Genomic DNA, 20,359 nt, shown 5'->3' on the forward strand with positions numbered 1-20,359 from the left:
TACGCGAGCCTGCTCACTCCTCCGGGAAGTGGCAGCTCACCTGCCGCCCCCTGACCGTCGTGAGCACGGGCGGCTCGGTCCGGCACAACGGCTGCGCCTTCGGGCAGCGGGGATGGAAGGTGCAGCCGGGCGGCGGCGCGAGCGGGCTGGGCGGGTCGCCCTGCAGGACGATGCGCTCCCGCGCGGCCTCCACCTCCGGATCGGGCACCGGCACGGCCGACAGGAGCGTGCGCGTGTAGGGGTGGGCGGGATCGGCGTAGACGGTGTCCGACGAGCCGGTCTCCACGATCCGGCCCAGGTACATGACGGCGACCGTCTCGCACATGTGCCGCACCACCGACAGGTCGTGGGCGATGAACAGGTAGCCGAGCCCGAGGTCGGCCCGCAGGTCGGCGAGCAGGTTGACGATCTGGGCCTGGATGGACACGTCCAGCGCCGAGACCGGCTCGTCGCAGACGACCAGACGCGGCCGGGAGGCGAGCGCGCGGGCGATGCCGATCCGCTGCGCCTGGCCGCCGGAGAACTCGTGGGGGTAGCGGTCGGCGTGCTCGGCGTCCAGGCCGACGAGCCGGAGCAGCTCGACGACGCCGTCCCGGTCCACCGTCCGGCGCGGCCCGGCGACGATCTGCCGGACGGTGTGGCGCGGGTTGAGCGACGCGTACGGGTCCTGGAAGATCATCTGGAGCCGGCCACGCATCGGCAGCAGGGCCCGGGGGCCCAGATGGGTGATGTCGTGGCCGTCGAAGGTGACGGTCCCGCCGGTGGGCTCCAGCAGCCGCACGATCATGCGCCCGGTGGTGGACTTGCCGCAGCCCGACTCTCCGACCAGGCCGAGCGCCTGGCCCTCCGGCACGTCGAAGCTCACGCCGTCCACCGCCCGGACCCGTTGCCCGCGGCGTCCGGAGAAGGTCATCCGCAGGTCGCGCACGGAGAGCATCAGTGGTCGGCTCCTTCCAGGTGGCAGGCGACCCGGTGGGGGTCGCCGGTGAGCGGCGGGCGCGCGGTCGCGCAGACGTCCAGGGCGGCCGGGCAGCGCGGGTGGAACCGGCAGCCGGGCGGTGGCGCGAGCAGCGAGGGCGGCGCCCCCGCGATCGCCCGCAGCCGCGCCCGGCCCGGCGCCGCCGTCATGTCCGCCAGGTCCGGCGGCGCCGCGCCCGGCACCGAGTCCAGCAGGGCCCGCGTGTACGGGTGCAGCGGCCGTTTGAAGATCTCCCTGGCGGGCGCGTGCTCCACGGTCCGGCCGCCGTACATGACCAGGACGTCGTCGGCCATGCGCGCCACCACGCCCAGGTCGTGGGTGATCAGGACGACCGCGAGCCCCCGCTCGCGCTGGATGCGCGCGATCAGGTCGAGGATCTGCGCCTGGACGGTCACGTCGAGCGCCGTCGTCGGCTCGTCGGCGATCAGCACGCCCGGCTCGCAGGCCAGTGCCATGGCGATCATCGCCCGCTGCCGCATGCCGCCCGAGAAGCGGTGCGGATGCTCCCCGGCGCGCCGCCGCGGCTCCGGGATGCCCACCTCGGCCAGCATCTCGACCGCCCGCTCCCGGGCCGCCCGCCGGCCGGCCCCGCGGTGCAGCCGGTACGCCTCGGCGATCTGCTCCCCCACGGTGAAGAAGGGATGCAGCGACGACAACGGATCCTGAAAGATCATCGACACCGCGCTGCCGCGCAGCCGGCGCAGCCGTTCGGCCGGCGCCCCGACGAGCTCCTCCCCGTCGAGCTCGATCGACCCGGCGACGGTCGCCCGGCGGTGCAGCCCCAGCAGCGACAGCGCGGTCACGGACTTGCCGGACCCCGACTCGCCGACGACGCCCAGGGTCCGCCCCCGCTCGACGCCGAACGACACGCCGTCCACGATCCGGACGTCGCCGAAGCTCACCGACAGGTCGCGCACGGAAAGGATCACGAGTACCTCACCCTGGGGTCGATGACCGCGTAGACCAGGTCCACGAGCAGGTTGGCCAGCACGATGAAGAAGGCCGCGAGCAGCGTCGTGCCGAGGATCACGGGCTGGTCGGACTTGACGATGCCGTCGTAGGCGAGCCGGCCGACGCCGGGCAGGCCGTACACGGTCTCGGTGATCATCGCGCCGGCCAGCAGGCCGCCCAGGTCCATGCCGAAGACGGTGACGACCGGAGTCATGGCCGCGCGCATGCCGTGCTTGGCGACGACCGTCCGCTCGTGCAGGCCCTTGGCGCGGGCCGTCCTGATGTACGGCTCGGCCATCGTCTCGATCATCTGCGCCCGGGTGAGCCGGGCGTACATGGCGGCGTAGAGGGCGGCCAGCGTGACCCAGGGCAGGATCAGGTTGCCGGCCCAGGCGGCGGGGTCGTCGGTGAGCGGCACGTACGCCGGGTACGGCAGCAGCCCGGTCACCCGTACCGCCAGCAGGAGCAGCACCATCGCCACGAAGTAGACCGGCAGGGACGCGCTGGTCAGCGTGGCGATCATCAGCGTCCGGTCCAGGGCGCTCCCCCGGCGCAGCGCCGAGACCACCCCGACCGTGACGCCCACGGCCAGCCACAGCAGGGCCGCGCCGACCGCCAGGGACGCGCTGGCGCCGAGCCGGTCGATCAGCAGGTCCCACACCGGCAGGGCGTTCTGGTAGGAGAACCCGAGGCAGGGCACGTGGCAGCCGGGACGCCCGGCGACGATGCCCGCGACGTAGCCGCCGAACTGCTCCCACAACGGCCGGTCCAGCCCCATCTGCGCGCGCACCTCGGCGACCCGCTCGGGCGTGCAGGTCTTGCCGCACGCCTGGACCGCCGGGTCGGACGGCAGCACGTAGAAGATCACGAAGGTCACCGCGCAGATCACCAGCAGCACGCCGGCCACCGCCAGGGCCCGTCTGGCCAGGTACGACGTCACTGTGCCGCCCCCTTGGGGTCGATGGCGTCGCGCAGGGCGTCACCGAGGAGGGTGAAGGCGAGCACGGTCAGGAACAGGCAGGTGCCGGGGACGAGCAGGTACATCGGGTCGACCTCGTACCAGAGCATCGCCTCCTGGATCATCTGCCCCCAGGACGCGGTCGGCGGGCGCACCCCGACGCCGAGGAAGGACAGCGCCGCCTCGGTGCCGATGTTGGCGGGCACCGCGAGCGTCGCGTACACGAGGATCGGCGCGGTGATGTTGGGCATGATCTCGCGGAAGACGATGACGCCGTTCAGCGCGCCGCCGACCCGGGCGGCGTCCACGTACTCGCGGTGCTTGACGGAGATCGCCTGCCCCCGCACGATCCGCCCGATGTACGGCCAGCCGAACCCGCCCATCACACACACCAGCAGGACCATCCGGTCGCCGTCGGGCATGACCGAGATGAGGGCGATCATGAAGATCAGGCTCGGGAACGACATGAGCAGGTCCATGGTCCGGCTGATCACCGCGTCCGCCCAGCCGCCGAGGTAGCCGGCCAGCAGCCCGAGCACGGTGCCGAGCAGCACCGACACCAGCGTGGCCAGGGTGGAGACCATGAGCGAGACGCGGGCGCCGTAGACGATGCGGCTGAACACGTCGCGGCCGTTGACGGGCTCGACGCCGAGCCAGTGCTCGCCGCTGACGCCGCCCAGCGCCCCCTTGGGCACGCCGGCCAGCTCCTGGTCGATCGCGGATGGGTCGAAGGCGTCCGGCGGCCAGCCGTTCAGCTTGGTGAGCAGCGGCGCGGCGAGCGCGACCAGCACCAGGACCGTCACCACGGCCAGCGCGAAACGGGTGGCGGCGCCGCCCAGCAGGCGCTTCCTGACCAGCCGGGCGGGCGGGCTCGCCGCGACGACCGTCGCCGTCATGTCCGGCTCCGCCGGTATCCGGGGTAGCCGTTCCTCACTTCTGCCTCACCCCCAGGACGGCGAAGTCGAGCTGCCCGGACCAGACGGGATGGCCAACCGCGCCGGAGACGTCCTTGCCGACCAGGATCGGCTTGCGGTCCCACGCGTACGGCACCGCCGGCGAGGACTGCATGACCTGCCGGTCGAGCTCGACCCAGGCGGCTTCGGCGGCCTTCGGGTCGCTCATGGCCTGGATCTCGTCGATGCGCTTCTGCACCGCCTCGTCGCGGAACTGCCAGACGTTGCCGGAGTTGCCCTTCTCGACGATCGTGCGCCCGTCGAACAGCAGCGGCAGGAACGTCGCCCCGGACGGGTAGTCGGGGCACCAGCCGTAGGTGAACAGGTCGGGCGTCTTGGCGGTGTCGCCGACGGTGTCGTAGTAGACCGACGGATCGACGGGCGTGAGCACGACCTCGACGCCCGCCCGCTTCAGCGACGCCTGCACGGCCTCGCCGAGCGCCTTGTCGCCGGTCGAGATCGTCATCCGGACGTTCAGCGTCCTGCCGCCCAGCAGGGCCTTGGCCTTCTCGACGTCCCCGGTCGGCGGGAGGTGGAACACGTCCTGCGGCGTGCCGCCCGACAGGGCCGGCGGCAGGTAGGAGGTGGCGATCGAGGTCATGGCCGGGCCGCCGGCGGCGGTCTGGAGCGCCTGCTTGTCCAGGGCGAAGTGCACCGCCTGCCGGGCCTTCGGGTCGTCGAAGGGCGGCTTGGAGGTGTTGAAGCCGATCATGTCGGTGCACCCGGACATGGCGTTGACCAGCCGGGACTTCACGTCCGGCCGGGGCAGGATCTTGGCCAGGCTGGCGGCGCTGACGTCGGTGTAGGCGATCGAGGTGGCGTCCTCGCCCCTGCTCTCGATGAGCCGGTCGTCGATCACGCCCTGCCGCAGGCCCTGCTTGACCACGATGCGGTCGGGCGCGGCCTTGCGCACCGGGTCGGTGGCCGCCGACCAGTGCGGGTTGCGCACCAGGACCATCTCCTTGCCCCGGTCGTAGCGCTCGATCTTGTACGGCCCGGAGGAGAAGGGCCGGTTGTCGTACTGCGCGCCGGCCTCCTTGGCGGCCGGCACCGGCGCGAACGTCGGCAGCGTCACCGTGGAGGAGAACTCGGCGACCGGCCGCTTGAGGCGGAAGACGATGGTCCGGTCGTCGGGGGTCTCGATCGAGTCCAGGTGCCTGCCCTTCAGCGGGCCCTTGTAGCCGTCGGCGCCGGCCAGGTAGAGCTGGGCGTAGTTGGGGCCGCCGGGCAGCTCGGGGGCGAAGGAACGCTCCACGTTGTACTTGATGTCCTTCGCGGTGACGGGGGTGCCGTCCTCGTACTTGACGCCGTCCTTGAGGGTGAAGGTCCACACCTTGCCGCCCTCGGAGGCGGTGCCCAGGTCGGTGGCCAGATCCGGGACGATCTCGTGGCTGCCCGCCTTGAAGGTGGTGAGGGTGCGGTAGAGCAGCCGGATGCCGAAGTCCATCTGGGGCATCGTCCAGTTGCGGGCCGGGTCCAGGTGGGAGAAGTCCTGGTTGGACAGGATCGTCAGGGTCCCGCCCCCGGCCGCCGCGGGCGCGGCGGCCTTGCCGCCGCCGCCGCAGGCCGCCACGCCGAGCAGGAGCCCCGCGGTCAGCACGTTACGGAGAGTCACGGATCACTCCAGTGAGGTGAGAGGGCCCGGGCCGGGACCGGCGGGAGAGGGTTCGCCGGCCCCGGCGCCCGGGCGGTCTAGTACTCGGTCTTGACGCTCGCGCCCGAGAAGGTCTGCGCGGCGTGGAGGCTGATGTAGTTGTAACCGGCGGGCGGGTTGTTGATCACCAGGGTCTCGGCGTTGCCCGACGCGGTGGAGCGCTGGGTGTAGGCCGAGGTGGTGGCCCAGGTGGCGGCGTTGTAGTAGAGGTCGGCGTTCCCGGTGCCGCCGGAGGCGGTGATGGTCAGCCTGGCCGTGCCCGGGGGCAGGTAGATGTAGAGGTAGGCGTAGTTGCCCTGGGTGGCCGACAGGTTGCTGCGCTTGCAGTTCCTGTCGAGCGTGCGGGTGTCGGAGGCGGTGCACTCAGGCGTCGAGCCGCCGCCGGTCGACACCGTGACCTGCTTCGACGTCGTCGCGGTGGCGCCGCCGTCGTCGGTGACGGTCAGCGTGACGGTGTACGTGCCCTGCGCCGCGTAGGCGTGCGACGGGTTGGCCGCGGTGGAGGTGGCGCCGTCGCCGAAGTCCCAGCGGCGGGCGGCGATGGTGCCGTCGGAGTCGGTGGAGGTGTCGGTGAAGGCGGCCGTCAGCCCGCTGGCCGTGGAGGTGAAGTTCGCGGTGGGCGCCTGGTTGCCGGTGCCGCCCCCGGAGCACGCCCCGGCCGCGCAGGCGGCGAGCCAGGTGTTCCAGTCGGAGTCGTAGCGGCTGCCGATCGTGCCGGTGAGGAACGACCTGGCGGTGCTCCACGCGCCGGTCCGGTACGAGCCGAGCAGCGTCGCGATGTCGGCCGGGTGCTTGTCGAACATGTAGCGGACGGCCAGGTAGCCCCACCGGTAGATGCGGGTGGTGTCATGGTCGTAGGTGGTGTTCCACAGCGTGCTCAGCGCGTACGTGCGCTTGCCCGCCTCGGTGATCGCCGCGTCGTAGACGACCTTGCGGTAGGAGTAGGAGACGTACTCGGCGAAGCCCTCGATCCACCAGATGGTCGGCGTGCTCACCCCGGCGTTGAAGTCGCCGTACATGTCGAACCGGCCGTCGAGGTAGTGGGTGTACTCGTGGTTGAGGTTCCAGATCTGGAAGTCGGGGCGCAGCCACTCGGCCTCGTAGGCGATGAACCTGGGCTGGTTGCCCGCGGCGGCGGGGTCGCCCTCCAGGTACATGCCGCCGTTGTTGGTGTCGATGCCGAACATCGCGCCGGCGTAGGTCTGGTAGTCGGTGCTGGAGTCGAAGACCACCACCTCCAGCGTGGTGTTGTTGTCGCCGGCGACCGGGCCGTTGTCCTTGACCAGGTTGTGGAAGAAGGCGTCCTGGTTGGCCAGGCTGGCGCAGGTGGCGGCGAGCTGGCTGGAGGTGACCTCCTGGGCCCGGATCCTGATGCTGGCGCTGCAGGTGTGGGTGATCGGCAGCACGGCGGCCGTCAGGCGGTTCGCCAGGTCGCAGGTGCCGTAGTAGGAGCAGTTGGCCTTGTCGTAGGAGTCGGTCATCTCGGCCACGCCCACCCACAGCGGCGCGGTGGCGCCGGTCATGGAGCTGCGGCCGAGCAGGTTCTTGGCCAGCGGCCGGACGACCGCCTGCAACGTCGTGTGCTGCAGGAAGCGGCCCAGCTCGCGCCCGGCGTTGGAGGCGAGGTAGGCGCGGTCGGTGCCGAGCAGGTTCAGGTGGTTGGCGGCGAAGGAGTTCAGCGAGTCCAGGACGCTGCGGTCGGCCTGCACGGCGGTGACGAACGCGGGCACCTGGTGGCCGCGGAACAGCACGGTGTAGACGTTGTTGACCGCGTTGAGCATCCACCACGACGCGTCGTAGGAGCTGTTGTAGCCGTCGAGCAGGCGCTTGACGACGTACAGGTAGCGGTCGTTCTGCTCGGCGCTGTCGATGAGGGTGACGGCCTCGGCCAGCACCTCGCCGTTGGCGTCGCTGACGGTCGAGGACCGGGAGCTGGCGAAGAAGGCGTCCAGGCCGGAGCGGATCGCGGTGGTGAGGGCCTGGCCGTACGAGCCGACGTCGCCGGAGTTGTACCAGTGGACGTAGTAGCCGGCCCGCAGGTAGAGGACGAGCTGGGCGGTGCCGGTGCTGTTGTCGCCCGGGTAGTTCGCCGAGTTGTCGCGCAGGGCGTAGGCGACGGTCGTCATCTGCGCCTCGCGGAAGGCGTTGTAGGCGTCCGTGCCGCTCAGGTTGAACAGGGTGTTGACGCAGTCGGTGGCGCTGGACTTGATCTGCTGGACCAGGGCGCTGCCGGTGCGGCTGGTGAAGTCGGAGACGTTGCAGGCGGCGGCCGCGGCGACGCTCTTGCGCGCCGACGGCCTGGCGTGCTCCGGCTGGGTGGCGGGTTCGTCGTAGTCGCGGCGCAGGGCGTCCTTGGCCGCGGGCCGGGGCGCCCGGTCACGGGTGTCGAGCCGGGACTTGGCGACGTGCGGGGCGTCGTCGGCCGGGACCGCGAGGCGGGCGGCCGGGGGCGGTTCGGCCGCCGCGCTCGCCGGTGTCGCGGCGAACGGCGTGAGTAGGGCTAATGCGGCCAGGGGGACGATCATCCGCCAGCCGTGCAGGACCTTGCGCACAAGAACCTCCGGGGGGTATCCGCATGGATGCGAGGTCGGGTACGAGTGTGCGGGCCGTCCGGAGGGCGTGGTCATACGACGCCGCATAAGTGTTGCCTATGGGCGTTCCGAAGGCGTCGCCAAGAGCCATCACATGTCACATAATCCTGAGCTATGGACCTGGATCTCCGGCATCTCCGAATGGTCTGTACGATCGCCGAGGCCGGCAGCGTGACCAAAGCCGCCGCCCGCCTCGGGCTGTCCCAACCGGCGATCACCACCCAGCTCCGCAGGATCGAGGAGATGGTGGGCGGCGAGCTGTTCACCCGCAGCCGGAACGGCGTCGAGCCCACCCAGCTCGGACGTCAGGTCATCGCCCGCGCCCGGATCGTCCTGTCGGAGATCGACTCGCTCTTCGGCGACCTGCACGACGCGAACCCGGCCGTCACCGGGCTGCGGCTCGGGTGCAGCCACCTGGCGTGCGTGGCCAGCGTGGTGGACCGGGTCGGCGAGGCGTTACCCGGCCGGTCGATCTCCCTGCGCATCGAGCCGTCCAGCGTGCAGCTCGCCGACGCGCTCACCCACGGCCAGCTCGACGCCGCGCTCATGGGCATGATCGAGGGGTTCGACGTCACCCTCACGCCGCCGGTGGTCACCCGCACGCTGGTGCCCAGGTATCCCATCTTCGTGGCCATGTCCGCCGGGCACCCGCTGGCCGAGCAGCCCGAGGTGCACCTGTCCGACCTCAGGAACGAGCGCTGGATCAGCCCGCCCGGCGCCGACGACGGCTCGCTGGCCGCCCTGCGCGCCTCCTGCCGGGCCGCCGGCTTCGAGCCGGACGTGCGCTACGACGCCCCCAGCGGCGCCGGCCGCCCGCTGGTCGCCGCCGGGCTGGGCGTGCGCCTGGTGGACCCGACCTGGCCGGTGCCGGAGGGCACCGCCGTACGGCCGCTGGCGGGCGAGCCGCAGGTCGGGCACCTGGTCATGGCCTGGCGCAGGGACCTGATCGGCGCGGACGCGGCGGCGGCCATCTACCGCGGGCTCGCCGCCGCCTTCGAGGACCACATCGACGACAACCCCACCTTCCGCCAGTGGTGGGACGAGCACCCGGGCGCCCATCCCCTCCGCTGACGATCGACGGCCGGCCCGCCTCACTCCGCCGCGCGCAGCGGGAAGTGGCAGGCCACCCGGTGCTCGCCGCCGGCCAGCGGCGGCTCGGTCTCGCAGATCTCCTGGGCGAGCGGGCAGCGCGTCCTGAACCGGCACCCCGAGGGCGGGTTCTGCGCGCTGGGCAGCTCGCCCTTGATGGCGACGCTGGTGCGCGGCGCCACGCCCGGCTCGGCCGAGGGCACGGCCTCGATCAGCGCCTGCGTGTACGGGTGCCGGGCCTTCCTGACGACGTCGCGGGCCGGCCCGACCTCGACGAGCTTGCCCAGGTACATGACGCCGATCCGGTCCGACATGTAGTCCACGACGGACAGGTCGTGGCTGATGAACACGTACGACAGGCCCAGCTCGCGCTGGAGGTCGCGCATGAGGTTGAGCACCTGGGCCTGGATGGAGACGTCGAGCGCGCTCACCGGCTCGTCGCACACGATCAGCCGCGGCTCCAGGGCCAGCGACCTGGCCAGCCCGATGCGCTGGAGCTGGCCGCCGGAGAACTCGTGCGGGTACCGGTCGAGCACCCGTCGCGGCAGGCCCACCTGGTCCAGCAGGGTGCCGATGCGGGAGCGACGGCCGGCCCGGTCGCCGGCCTGCTGGATCTCCAGGGGTTCGGCCAGGATGGAGTCGATGCGCATGCGCGGGTTCATCGCCGCGTAGCTGTCCTGGAACATGAGCTGGACCCGCCGGTGCATGGCGCGGCGGGCGCGCCGGTCGAGCGTGGCGATGTCGGCGCCGTCCACCACGATCTGGCCGGAGGTGGGCTCCTCCAGGCCGACGATCAGCCGGCCCACGGTCGACTTGCCGCAGCCCGACTCGCCCACGAGCCCGAACGTCTCGCCCGGGCGCACGTCGAAGCCGACCCCCGCCACGGCGCTGACCTGCGGCGCCTTACGGCCCAGGGAGCCCGTGCCGTCGTAGTTCTTGACCAGGTCGCGGACGGACAGGATCGGCGCGGCCTCGGCCTGCGGCCGGGCCCGGTCGGGGCGCGGCCCGGCGGCCTCGGCGCGCGCCCGCGGCTGGAGCACCGGGTGCAGGCAGGCGTGCTGGTGCTCGCCGCCGGTCAGGGTCACGTCGGTGGTGCGGCACTCCTCGGTCGCGAAGCGGCAGCGGGGCGCGAACCGGCAGCCGGTCATCGGCCGGGACAGGTCCGGCGGCAGGCCGGGGATGCTGTAGAGCGCGCCGTCGTCGTGCTCGGCCGCGCCGGGCAGCGACTCCATGAGGGCCTCGGTGTAGCGGTGGCGCGGCTGCCGGAACAGCTCGGCGGTGGTCGCGGACTCCACCACGCGGCCGGCGTACATGACGGCGACCCGGTCGGCGCGGCTGGCGATCACGCCCAGGTCGTGGGTGACCAGGACGACCGCCATCTGGAACTCCTCGCGCAGGTCGTCGATGAGTTCCAGGATCTGGCGCTGGGTGGTGACGTCGAGGGCGGTGGTCGGCTCGTCGGCGATGAGCAGCCGGGGCGAGCAGACCAGGGCCATGGCGATGACCACGCGCTGGCGCATGCCGCCGGAGAGCTGGTGGGGGTAGGCGTCGGCGATCTTGTCGGGACGCGGCATGCCGACCCGGCGCAGGATCTCCACGGCCCGCTCGCGCGCCTCGGCCTTGCCGACGCCCTGGTGGACCCGGAGCGGCTCGGCGACCTGGGCGCCGATGCGCATGGTGGGGTTGAGCGAGGTGAGCGGGTCCTGGAACACCATGCCCATCTCGACGCCGCGGATCCTGCGCATCTCGGCGGGCGGCAGGGACAGCAGGTCGCGGCCCTCGAACAGGATCTCGCCGCCGACGACGCGGCCGCCGGACGGCAGCAGGCCCATGATCGACAGGGCGGTCATGGTCTTGCCGCTGCCCGACTCGCCGACGATGCCGAGCGTCTCGCCCTGCCGCACCTCCAGGTTGACGTGGTCGAGGGCGTGCACGACGCCCTGACGCAGCGGGATGTCGGTGCTGACGTCGCGCAGGCGCAGCAAAGGGCTCATGTTCCGTTCCTCCTAGCGCCGCCGGAGGCGGACCTCGAAGACGTCCCTCAGCCCGTCGCCGATGAAGTTGAAGGCGAGGACGATGAGGATGATGGCGATCCCGGGCGGGTACAGCAGCCACCAGTAGCCGCTGTAGGTGTTGGCCAGGCCGTCGGAGAGCATCCCGCCCCAGTTCGCCGCGGGTGGCGGCACGCCGAGGCCGAGGAAGGACAGGTAGGCGACGTACAGGATGGCGTCGGCGACCTGGAAGGTGGCGTTGACGATCACGGTGCCGATGGCGTTGGGGATGATGTGCCGCCGTACGGCCCGGCCGCCGGTGCCGCCCATCGACCGCATGGCCTGGACGTACTCGCGCGAGCGCAGGGTCAGCGCCTCGCCGCGGACCAGCCGGGCCGGGCCCAGCCAGGCGAAGGCGCCGATGATGAGGATGAGCATCGGCACGGTCGGCGTGACGATGGTCGCCATCAGCATGAACAGGAACAGCGAGGGGATCGACATCATCGCGTCGACCACCCGCATCATGGCGGCGTCCACCCAGCCGCTGGTGAAGCCGGCGATGGCGCCCCAGATCGTGCCCACGACCGTGGCCAGCACGCCGGCGGCCAGCCCGACCACGATGGACGTCTGCCCGCCGAGCAGCAGGCGGCCGAGCTGGTCGTAGCCGACGCCGTCGGTGCCCAGCGGGTGACCCGGGGTGCCGGGGGGCAGGTAGACCGAGGCGAGGTCGGTGTGCACCTGGTCGGTCCGGTAGAACAGCGGGCCGAGGAAGCACAGGCCGCCCAGCACGATGAAGATGATCAGGCCCAGCAGGGCGAGGCGGTTCTCGGCGAACACGGTCAGCGCCTGCCGCCACTGGCCGCGTACGGGCGCCTCTTGTTCGGCGGGGACCGGCGTGCCGGTCGCCGCGGCGGGCGCGGTCATGAGCGGGCCGCCGTCCTGAGCCGGACGCGCGGATCGACGGCGGCGTACAGCAGGTCGGCGAGCAGGGCGCCGAGCACGGTCGCGATCGCGATGATCAGCGTGACGCCGAACAGGATCGGGAAGTCCCGCTTCAGCGCCGCCTGCCAGAACAGCTGGCCCATGCCGGGGTAGTTGAACAGGGCCTCGACGACCAGGGCGCCGCTGAACAGCGCGGGCAGGTACATCCCGAGCAGGGTGATGACCGGGAACAGGCCGTTGCGCAGCGTGTGCCGGGCGACGACGCGCGCCTCCGACAGGCCCTTGCTGCGGGCGGTGCGCACGTAGTTCTCGTTGAGGTTGTCGACCATCGAGGAGCGCACGTACCGCGAGTAGACGGCGACGGTCACGACGGCGAGCGTGACGGTGGGCAGGACGAGCCCGGCCGGGTCGGCCAGCACCTCGCCGAGGGTGAACCCCTGCGAGGCCTCCGGCGGCAGGATCGGCCAGACCTGCGAGAAGAGAATGATCATCATGAGACCCATGAAGAAGATCGGCGTGGCGTAGGCCAGCAGCGACAGGGTGGTGATCGTGTAGTCGGGCCACCGGTTGCGCCGCATCGCCTGGACGACGCCGAGCGGGATGGCGACGACGACGGCCAGCATCGTCGAGAACAACGACAACACCATGGTCTTGGGCAGCCGCTGGCCGATGGCCTCGGCCACCGACTGGTTGAGCTGGAAGGAGTAGCCGAGGTCGCCGCGCAGGAGGCGGCCGATGTACATGACGTACTGCTGGATCCAGGGGCGGTCGTAGCCCATTTCGTGGTCGAACGCCGCGAGCTGGGCCAGCGTCGCGTCCTTGCCCAGGGTGGCCCGCGCCGCGCCGCCCGGCAGGAGATGCAGGATGACGAACGTGATCATCGTGACCAGCACGACGATGATCAGGGCCTGGCCCAAGCGGGTGATCAGATACCGGGCCACGCGGGGCCCCTCCTTGTTCCAGGGACCCCGGCGACCCCCGCACGGGCCGCCGGAGTCGGGGACGGTCTCAGCTCTTCCAGGACCAGTCCTGGAAGAACATGTTGTTCATCGGGTCCTGCGTGACGCCCTGGAGCCCGGCGCGGTACGCAGAGATCTGGTAGACGGGGTTCGGCATCCACAGCACCGGCAGGTCCTGGGCCAGCCGGTCGTTGTACGCCTTGAGCGTCGCCTCGTCGTCGGCGAACTGGGTGGCCTCGATGAGCTTGTCGGCCTCGGGGTCGCTGTAGCTGCCCAGGTTGACCGGGGCGTCGGTGGCGAACAGCCGCTCGCCGCTGGGGAAGGCCGGGTAGTACCAGCTGCCCTGCGAGCCGAAGAACGACATGTCCCACGAGCAGTTGGAGTCCGACGGCTTGCACGCCGGGGTGACCGCGACCGAGTCCGGCACTTCCTTGATGGTGAGCTGGATGCCCAGCTTGGACATCTGCGACTTGATCTCGGCGAACATCTTGGTCGTCGCGGCGAAGCCGGTCTGGCTGGTGACGGTGAAGGCCAGCTTCGCGCCGGACTTGACGCCCTCGCCGCACTGGTCGGCCCCGGTGCCCGGCTTCTGGCAGGTCGTCTGCCCGTCGGGGGTCACCTGCCAGCCGTGGCTCTCCAGGAGCTGCTTGGCCTTGGCCGGGTCGAAGGGGTAGGCGCAGCCTTCGCTGGAGCCGTTCGTGCCGGGCTTGGCCGGGACGGGGCCGCAGGTCGGGGCCGCCATGCCGGACCAGATGGCCTTGCTGATGGTCGGCTGGTCGATGAGCGACTGGAGGGCCTGACGCAGGTAGAGCTGCTTGAACAGGGGGCCCGAGTCGGGGTTGTTGAAGTTGAGCTGGAGGTAGGTGATGGACCAGCCGTACCAGGGGGCGATCTGGTAGCCCTTCGACTCCAGGTACTTCTGCTGCGACAGGTTGGCCGGCGGCACGTAGCCGTAGTCGATCTGGCCGGCGCGCAGCACGTTGAACTCGGCGTCGTCGCTGGTGAAGGGGCGCAGCGTGACCGACTTGAGCTTCGGCTTGTCGCTGCCTGAGTAGTTCGCGCGGGCGGTGAGGACGACCTCGCCGTTCGGCACGTACTTCTCCAGCTTCCACGGGCCGCTGTTGACCTGCCACAGCTCGTTGGTCGCGTACGTCTTGGGGTCCTTCGACGCGGCGGTGAGGAAGTCGAAGACCTTCCTGGCGCCCTCGGGGGTGGTGTCGAGGTCGCCCACCTTGCCGGTGGCCGAGTCCTTGTCCCAGACGTGCTGGGGCAGCGGCACGATGCGGTTGAGCTGGTTGCCGACGAACCACCCGGTGTTGTACGTCTTCGTGGTCGTCAGGGAGAAGGTCTTGTCGTCCTTCACCTTGAACTCGGCGATGTTGTCCGGGAAGCCGCCCTCCCGGTAGGACGCCCACTTGTCCTTGTTCGCGGTGACGAGGTTCCACCAGAACTGGATGTCACGGGTGGTGACGGGCTTGCCGTCGGACCACGTGTTGTCCTTCAGCGTGATCGTCAGCGTCTTGCCGCCGTCGCTCACCTCGGGCGGTTCGGCCATCGAGCGCCCGGGGTCGATGTTGTACTTCGCCGAGCCGTCCAGCAGGTACTCGTACAGGTGACGGTACTGGGCGGAGCCGAAGATGACGTTCTCGCCCTGGGTGAAGCCGGGTGCCGAGATCGGCAGGATCCAGTTCGGGGTCCTGAGGGCGACGGTCACGCCGTCCTTGCTCTGGCCCCCGCTCTGGGCGCCCTTCTGCGCGCCGCCGGCGGACCCGCTGCACGCGGTCAGCGCCAGCCCGAGGGCCAGCACGCCCGCCAGGGCGCCGGTGCCGCGGAGCCCGCGCCGGTGGAATCTGCTCCCCATGGGATCTCCTCGGTTGACGTCGCACGGCGCCCTGCGCTTACCGGGGGGCCTGGTGCGTTCGATGCGGAGAATGTATAGATGGTCCCGCATGAAGTCAACGGAACTAATTAGCTTTGTTCGCTGACTTCTTTCGGTTTAGAGTCGAAGTCGCCGGTGCCTCATGATGGGGCTCTGTTGCGACGACGGGCCTGCCGGGGAACCGGCCTGAAAGAGGAGCGGCATGCCGGAGCCATCGAGTCCCGCCAACCTGCGCGAGCAGGCGCTCAGCCTCTTGGCCAGCGGAGCGGCGACGTCGCGCGCCGATCTGGTGGAGACCCTCCAGGTGGCTCCGTCCACGGTCTCAAGCGTGGTCCGGCGGCTGCTGGAGGAGGGCGCCATCCTGGAGGAGGGCGTCGGCCGCTCCACCGGCGGGCGGCGGCCGCGCATCCTGCGGCTGCGCGACGTCCCGGGCGCCTTCGCGGTGTCGGAGCTGGGCGCCCAGCACGCGCGCGTGGGGCTGTGCGCGCCCGACGGCCGGCTGATGGCCGTACGGGAGATCGCCACCGACATAGCGGAAGGGCCCGGCCGGGTCTTCGACGCCATCTGGCGGGCGTACGAGCAGCTCAGCACGGCCAAGGCCCCCGGCCAGACGCTGCTCGGCATCGGCGTCGCGCTGCCCGGCCCGGTCGAGTACCCGCACGGCCGGCTGATCGGCCCGGCCCGGATGCCCGGCTGGAGCGGCTTCGACGCCCAGACCCACCTGAGGGAGCGCTTCGGCGTGCCCGCGGTCGTCGACAACGACGCCAAGGCCGCCGCCATCGGCGAGTACGTCAGCCGGGGCCGCGACCCCGGCGACATGATCTACGTCAAGGCCGGCACCGGCATCGGCGGCTGCCTGGTCAGCGGCGGCCAGATCTACCGCGGCGGGCGCGGCCTCAGCGGCGACGTCACCCACGTGCGGGTGGCCGACAGCGGCGAGCGCGAGTGCTCCTGCGGCAGCCGCGGCTGCCTGGAGACGGTGGCCAGCGGCGCCGCCCTGGTCCGCCAGCTCAAGGACCGCGGCCTGCGGGTCAGCACGCCGCGCGACGTCGTCGCCGCCACCGTCGACGCCGAGCCGTCCGTCGTGACCCTGGTGCGCCACGCCGGCGAGCTGCTCGGGGTCGCCCTGTCCGGCCTGGTCAACTTCCTCAACCCCGACGCCGTCGTCATCGGCGGCGCGCTGTCCAGCCTCGACGTCTACGTGGCCGCCGCCCGGAGCATGCTCTACAAGCGCTGCCTGCCGTCCATGACCCAGTCACTGTCCATCGAGGCCAGCGCCGCCGGCCCGGACGCCGCCCTGATCGGCCTCGGGCACCTCGTGCGCGCCTCGGCCGACGTCCGCCCTTCCTAGGCAAGGAGTCCCCCGCCCGTGTCCCGTCCCCTCCGCGTCGCCGTCGGCGGCGTGCACATCGAGTCCAGCACCTTCTCCCCGCACCTGAGCACCGCCGCCGACTTCGAGGTCACCCGCGGTGACGCCCTGCTGGCGCGGTACGGCTGGCTCGCCGAGCCGTGGGCGGCCGACGTCGAGTGGATCCCGCTCGTGCACGCCCGCGCCCTGCCCGGCGGGGCCGTGGCCAGGGAGACCTACGACGCCTGGGCGGCCGAGATCGCCGCCGGGCTGGCCGCCGCCGGCCCGGTGGACGGCGTCCTGCTCGACATCCACGGCGCGATGAGCGTGGTCGGGCTGGAGGACGCCGAGGGCGACCTGATCACGGTGGTCCGCTCGGTGACCGGCGGGCAGCCGTTCGTCTCGGCGGCCATGGACCTGCACGGCAACGTCTCCCACCGCTTCTTCGCCGGCTGCGACCTGCTCACCTGCTACCGCACCGCCCCGCACGTCGACGTGTGGGAGACCCGCGAGCGCGCCGCGCGCAACCTGGTGGCGGCGCTGCGCCGCGGGCAGCGTCCGCACAAGGCGCTCGTGCACGTGCCGATCCTGCTGCCCGGCGAGATGACCAGCACGCGCGTCGAGCCGGCCAAGGGCCTCTACGCCCGCGTCCCCGAGATCGAGGCCAGGGACGGCGTCATCGACGCGGCCGTCTGGATCGGCTTCGCCTGGGCCGACGAGCCCCGCTGCCGCGGCGCGGTCGTCGCCACCGGCACCGACGCCGCCGCCACCGCCGCGGCCGCCCGCGAGCTGGGCGAGGAGTTCTGGGCGGCGCGCGACGCCTTCACCTTCGTCGCGCCCACCGGTTCCATGGACGAATGCCTCGACCAGGCGCTGATCGCGGTCAAGGACCCGGCCCGGCGCCCGTTCTTCATCAGCGACTCGGGCGACAACCCCGGCGCGGGCGGCGCGGACGACGTCACCTTCGCCCTCGAACGCATGCTGGCCCGTCCCGAGATCGCCGGCGGCTCGGTCCGCGCGGTGTACGCCTCGCTGGTCGGTCCCGAGGCCGTGGCCCAGGTCGCCGGCCTCGCGCCGGGCTCGCCGGTCAGCCTGCGCGTCGGCGGCCGGATCGACGCCCGCGAGCCGGGGCCGCTGCCGATCGAGGGCGTGCTGGAGGCGGTCGCCGACGACCCCGACGGCGGGCGGTGCGTCAGCGTGCGGGTGGGCGGTCTGAGCGTGTTCGTCACCTCCCGGCGCATGCAGTACCGCGAGCTGGCCTCCTACGCCCGGCTGGGCGTCCGGGTGGACGACCTCGACGTGGTGACGGTCAAGATCGGCTACCTGGAGCCCGAGCTGTTCGACGCGGCGGGCGACTGGCTGCTCGCGCTCACGCCGGGCGGGGTCGACCAGGACCTGCAGCGCCTGCCGTACGAGCGGCTGGCCCGGCCGGTCTTCCCCCTCGACCGCGACTTCGACGCCGACCTCACCGTGGTCACCGGCCCCTCGGCGTCCTGACGCGCCGGCCCCCTCCGGCGCCGGTCCTGGCAGGGCTTGGAGGGGGCTCCCAGTCGGCTCCAAGCCAGGAACAAGAGGGCTGACTCATCATTACCGCCTGTGAGCGGATATTTCAGGAAAAGGCTGATGAGGGTCGCCGCGGGTGCGGCGGTCGTCGCGGCGGTCATGCTGCCCGCGCTGCCGGCGGCCGCCGACGGCGCCCCCGACGAGCGGCCCGACATCCCGGTCGGCACCTGGCTGGCGGCGCGCACGCAGCCCGCGGTGCAGCTGACCAGCTTCACCTACACGGCGACGGTGTCCGTCCCGTCCAACACGATCAACGAGGCGGCCTACAACCAGATCGTCCAGGAGGCCGTCGCCGCCGTCCAGTCCGGCAAGATCTCCTCGGACGAGCGCAGCATCGGCAAGTGGGTCTTCCAGCAGATCGCCGCCAACGTGGACACCTACGTGTCCTCGACCACGCCGATGCGCACGGTCGAGGCCGAGGTCGGCGGCATGTGCACCGGCTGGTGGGTCACCCCCGACGGCTACATGGTCACCGGGGCGCACTGCGTCCAGGTCGGCGAGACCGAGCTCAGCCAGCTCTTCGCCCAGCAGGCGCTGGCCAAGTTCAACAAGCAGGACGCCAAGGAGATCATCAGCGGCCTGGGCGACCTGAAGAACGACGAGGAGATCCTCAAGCTCGCCCAGCAGATCTACGTCACCTTCAACTCGACCCACATGCAGCTCAGCAACCTCAAGCAGAGCCTGTCGGTCATGCAGAGCCTGCCCGGCGGCGGCGTGGACAAGACGGCCAAGGCGGTCCCGGCCGAGCTCGTCTCGGTGGGCGAGAGCTACCCGGGCAAGGACTTCGCGCTGCTCAAGGTGAACGGCCAGCAGAACCTGCCGACCGTGCCGCTCGGCGACGACGCCGACGTGCGCACCGGTGACACGCTCTACATCAGCGGCTTCCCCGGCCTGGTCACCAACACGCCGTTCTTCAGCCTGGAGTCGAAGCTGGAGCCGGCCCTGACCGAGGGCCCGTACAACGCCAAGCGCACCACGCAGACCGGCGTGCCGTACATCCAGACGCAGGCGCCGTCCTACCACGGCAACTCCGGCGGGCCGGTGTTCAGCAAGGACGGCAAGGTCGTCGGCATGCTGATCGCGGGCACGGTGAGCGAGGGCGGCGAGGCGTCGGAGAGCGAGAGCTTCGTCCTGCCGGTCGGCATCATCAAGGAGAAGCTCGGCGAGAAGAACGTCAAGCCCGCCCAGGCCGTCACGACGACCCGGTACAACGAGGCGCTCAACGACTTCTTCCGGCACTACTACTCCGACGCGCTGCCGAAGTTCCGCGAGGTCCAGGCGCTGTTCCCGAACCACCCGTACGTGGCCAAGTACATCAGCGACTCCCAGCAGGCGATCTCCGCGGGCAAGGACGAGACGCCCAAGCCGATCCTCATGTGGGTGCTGATCGGCGCCGGCGTGCTGCTGCTCCTGGTGCTCGTCGCGGTCGTGGTCAAGGTCCTGCGCGGACGCCGGCGGCCCCAGCCGGCCGTCATCTCGCCCCAGCCCGGGTACGGCGCGGTGCCGCCGCCCCCGTGGCAGCAGCTCCCGGCGGCCCAGGCCCAGCTCTCGCCGCCGATGCAGCCGGTGCAGCCGGCCCAGAGCCCGTACGGCCACGGCGGCGACGGCTACGGCCCCGGCGGGTACGGCGCGAACGGCCACGCCGCGAGCCCGTACGGCTCGGCCCCGGACGCCCACTTCCAGCAGCCCCCTCACCAGCAGCCCTCCTACGACCAGCCCGGCGGCGACCCGACCAGGTCGGTGCGCTACGGCCAGTTCAGCCCGCCCGCGGACCCCAGGTCCGGGCAGGTCGCGGACCTGGAACGGCAGATCGCCGACCTCCAGCGCCGGCTCGGCGACCAGCCCCCGAACGCCTGACGGGCCCGCGTGAGCCGAGTCCCGCCAGACACGTCAGGATGCGTGGCCCCGGAACCCCATGACGGGTTCCGGGGCCACGACGTGTTCCCGGCGGTTTCCGGGCCGCCGCGCCCGCCGCGGCCTACGATGACCTCGTGGACGTGCTGAGCAGCCGCGTGCTCCTGCGGCCGACCGACCCCGCCCGGACCCGCCGCTTCTACGCCGACACCCTCGGCCTGGCGGTCTACCGCGAGTTCGGCCCCGACGACGATCCCGGCGTGGTGTTCTTCCTCGGCCAGGGTTTCCTTGAGGTCGCCGGGCGTTCCGACGGCCCCGCGACCGGCGGCACGCTGTCGATCTGGTTGCAGGTGCGCGACGTCGGGCGCGAGGAGGAGCGCCTGCGGCAGGCGGGCGTCACGGTGCTGCGTGAGCCGCGGCTGGAGCCGTGGGGCCTGGTCGAGATGTGGATCGCCGACCCCGACGGGCATCGCATCGTCCTGGTGGAGGTGCCGCCCGGCCATCCGCTGCGCCGCGACCCGCGGTGAACCGCCCCGCGTTTGCCTCCGGAGCAGATCGTGTGCTAGCTTTAATCCCGTTGCAGTTGTGGTACCCATAAAAGACTTTGTGCGCACCTGACCTAGCTGGACTTTCAGGTGCGTTTTTGTT

General features: G+C 71.6%; 15 protein-coding genes. 5 read left to right on the forward strand and 10 right to left on the reverse strand.

What is annotated here, in order from left to right; all coding sequences use genetic code 11:
• Nucleotides 1–13 precede the first annotated feature (13 nt).
• The 6 genes from ACIBQ8_RS44315 to ACIBQ8_RS44340 form a co-directional block, all read right to left on the reverse strand.
• Complete coding sequence (locus tag ACIBQ8_RS44315) at nucleotides 14–937, reverse strand: ABC transporter ATP-binding protein (protein WP_397195142.1); 924 nt, start codon at nucleotides 935–937, stop codon at nucleotides 14–16.
• Nucleotides 937–1,908 carry an ABC transporter ATP-binding protein gene (locus tag ACIBQ8_RS44320; RefSeq protein ID WP_397179188.1) on the reverse strand — a complete coding sequence of 324 codons (972 nt, stop codon included), beginning with the start codon at nucleotides 1,906–1,908 and terminating at the stop codon, nucleotides 937–939. The genes ACIBQ8_RS44315 and ACIBQ8_RS44320 overlap by 1 nt, the downstream gene beginning before the upstream one ends.
• Nucleotides 1,905–2,870, reverse strand: coding sequence for an ABC transporter permease (locus tag ACIBQ8_RS44325; RefSeq protein WP_358296429.1), 966 nt, complete (start codon nucleotides 2,868–2,870; stop codon nucleotides 1,905–1,907). The genes ACIBQ8_RS44320 and ACIBQ8_RS44325 overlap by 4 nt, the downstream gene beginning before the upstream one ends.
• Entirely contained in the window at nucleotides 2,867–3,784 is a 918-nt protein-coding gene (locus ACIBQ8_RS44330) for an ABC transporter permease (RefSeq protein WP_397179187.1), read from the reverse strand. Before ACIBQ8_RS44330 ends, ACIBQ8_RS44325 begins: the two co-directional genes overlap by 4 nt.
• Nucleotides 3,785–3,818: 34 nt before the next feature.
• Entirely contained in the window at nucleotides 3,819–5,456 is a 1,638-nt protein-coding gene (locus ACIBQ8_RS44335; protein WP_397195143.1) for an ABC transporter substrate-binding protein, read from the reverse strand.
• 77 nt (nucleotides 5,457–5,533) lie between these two features.
• Nucleotides 5,534–8,047, reverse strand: a complete 2,514-nt coding sequence (locus tag ACIBQ8_RS44340) for a collagenase (protein ID WP_397195144.1) — start codon at nucleotides 8,045–8,047, stop codon at nucleotides 5,534–5,536.
• Nucleotides 8,048–8,200: 153 nt separating this feature from the next.
• Here ACIBQ8_RS44340 and ACIBQ8_RS44345 point away from each other — a divergent pair, with 153 nt between their 5' ends.
• Complete coding sequence (locus ACIBQ8_RS44345; protein ID WP_397179184.1) at nucleotides 8,201–9,157, forward strand: LysR family transcriptional regulator; 957 nt, start codon at nucleotides 8,201–8,203, stop codon at nucleotides 9,155–9,157.
• A gap of 20 nt (nucleotides 9,158–9,177) precedes the next feature.
• On the opposite strand, the gene ACIBQ8_RS44350 is transcribed toward ACIBQ8_RS44345, so the two are convergent.
• The 4 genes from ACIBQ8_RS44350 to ACIBQ8_RS44365 all read right to left on the reverse strand — a co-directional run bounded on the left by ACIBQ8_RS44350 (nucleotide 9,178) and on the right by ACIBQ8_RS44365 (nucleotide 14,928).
• On the reverse strand, nucleotides 9,178–11,169 hold the full coding sequence (locus ACIBQ8_RS44350; protein ID WP_397195145.1) for a dipeptide ABC transporter ATP-binding protein: 1,992 nt from the start codon (nucleotides 11,167–11,169) through the stop codon (nucleotides 9,178–9,180).
• 12 nt (nucleotides 11,170–11,181) lie between these two features.
• Nucleotides 11,182–12,090, reverse strand: a complete 909-nt coding sequence (locus ACIBQ8_RS44355; RefSeq protein WP_397179182.1) for an ABC transporter permease — start codon at nucleotides 12,088–12,090, stop codon at nucleotides 11,182–11,184.
• Nucleotides 12,087–13,049 (reverse strand): ABC transporter permease, encoded by a 963-nt coding sequence (locus ACIBQ8_RS44360; protein WP_397179181.1) that lies wholly within the window; start codon nucleotides 13,047–13,049, stop codon nucleotides 12,087–12,089. The genes ACIBQ8_RS44355 and ACIBQ8_RS44360 overlap by 4 nt, the downstream gene beginning before the upstream one ends.
• A 67-nt stretch (nucleotides 13,050–13,116) precedes the next feature.
• The gene (locus ACIBQ8_RS44365; RefSeq protein ID WP_397179180.1) at nucleotides 13,117–14,928 is read right to left on the reverse strand and encodes a peptide ABC transporter substrate-binding protein; all 1,812 of its coding nucleotides are present in this window, start codon (nucleotides 14,926–14,928) and stop codon (nucleotides 13,117–13,119) included.
• Nucleotides 14,929–15,148: 220 nt separating this feature from the next.
• Between ACIBQ8_RS44365 and ACIBQ8_RS44370 the strand changes: the two genes are divergently transcribed.
• The 4 genes from ACIBQ8_RS44370 (at nucleotide 15,149) to ACIBQ8_RS44385 (ending at nucleotide 20,238) form a co-directional block, all read left to right on the forward strand.
• Nucleotides 15,149–16,297, forward strand: coding sequence for an ROK family protein (locus tag ACIBQ8_RS44370; RefSeq protein ID WP_397179179.1), 1,149 nt, complete (start codon nucleotides 15,149–15,151; stop codon nucleotides 16,295–16,297).
• A gap of 18 nt (nucleotides 16,298–16,315) precedes the next feature.
• On the forward strand, nucleotides 16,316–17,791 hold the full coding sequence (locus ACIBQ8_RS44375; RefSeq protein ID WP_397195146.1) for a M81 family metallopeptidase: 1,476 nt from the start codon (nucleotides 16,316–16,318) through the stop codon (nucleotides 17,789–17,791).
• Nucleotides 17,792–17,917: 126 nt separating this feature from the next.
• Nucleotides 17,918–19,714 carry a trypsin-like peptidase domain-containing protein gene (locus ACIBQ8_RS44380; RefSeq protein WP_397179177.1) on the forward strand — a complete coding sequence of 599 codons (1,797 nt, stop codon included), beginning with the start codon at nucleotides 17,918–17,920 and terminating at the stop codon, nucleotides 19,712–19,714.
• 134 nt (nucleotides 19,715–19,848) lie between these two features.
• Nucleotides 19,849–20,238, forward strand: coding sequence for a VOC family protein (locus ACIBQ8_RS44385; RefSeq protein WP_352320544.1), 390 nt, complete (start codon nucleotides 19,849–19,851; stop codon nucleotides 20,236–20,238).
• Nucleotides 20,239–20,359: the final 121 nt, after the last annotated feature.

Origin of the sequence: Nonomuraea sp. NPDC049646 (assembly GCF_044465525.1) — a bacterium.
Classification (GTDB): Bacteria; Actinomycetota; Actinomycetes; order Streptosporangiales; family Streptosporangiaceae; genus Nonomuraea.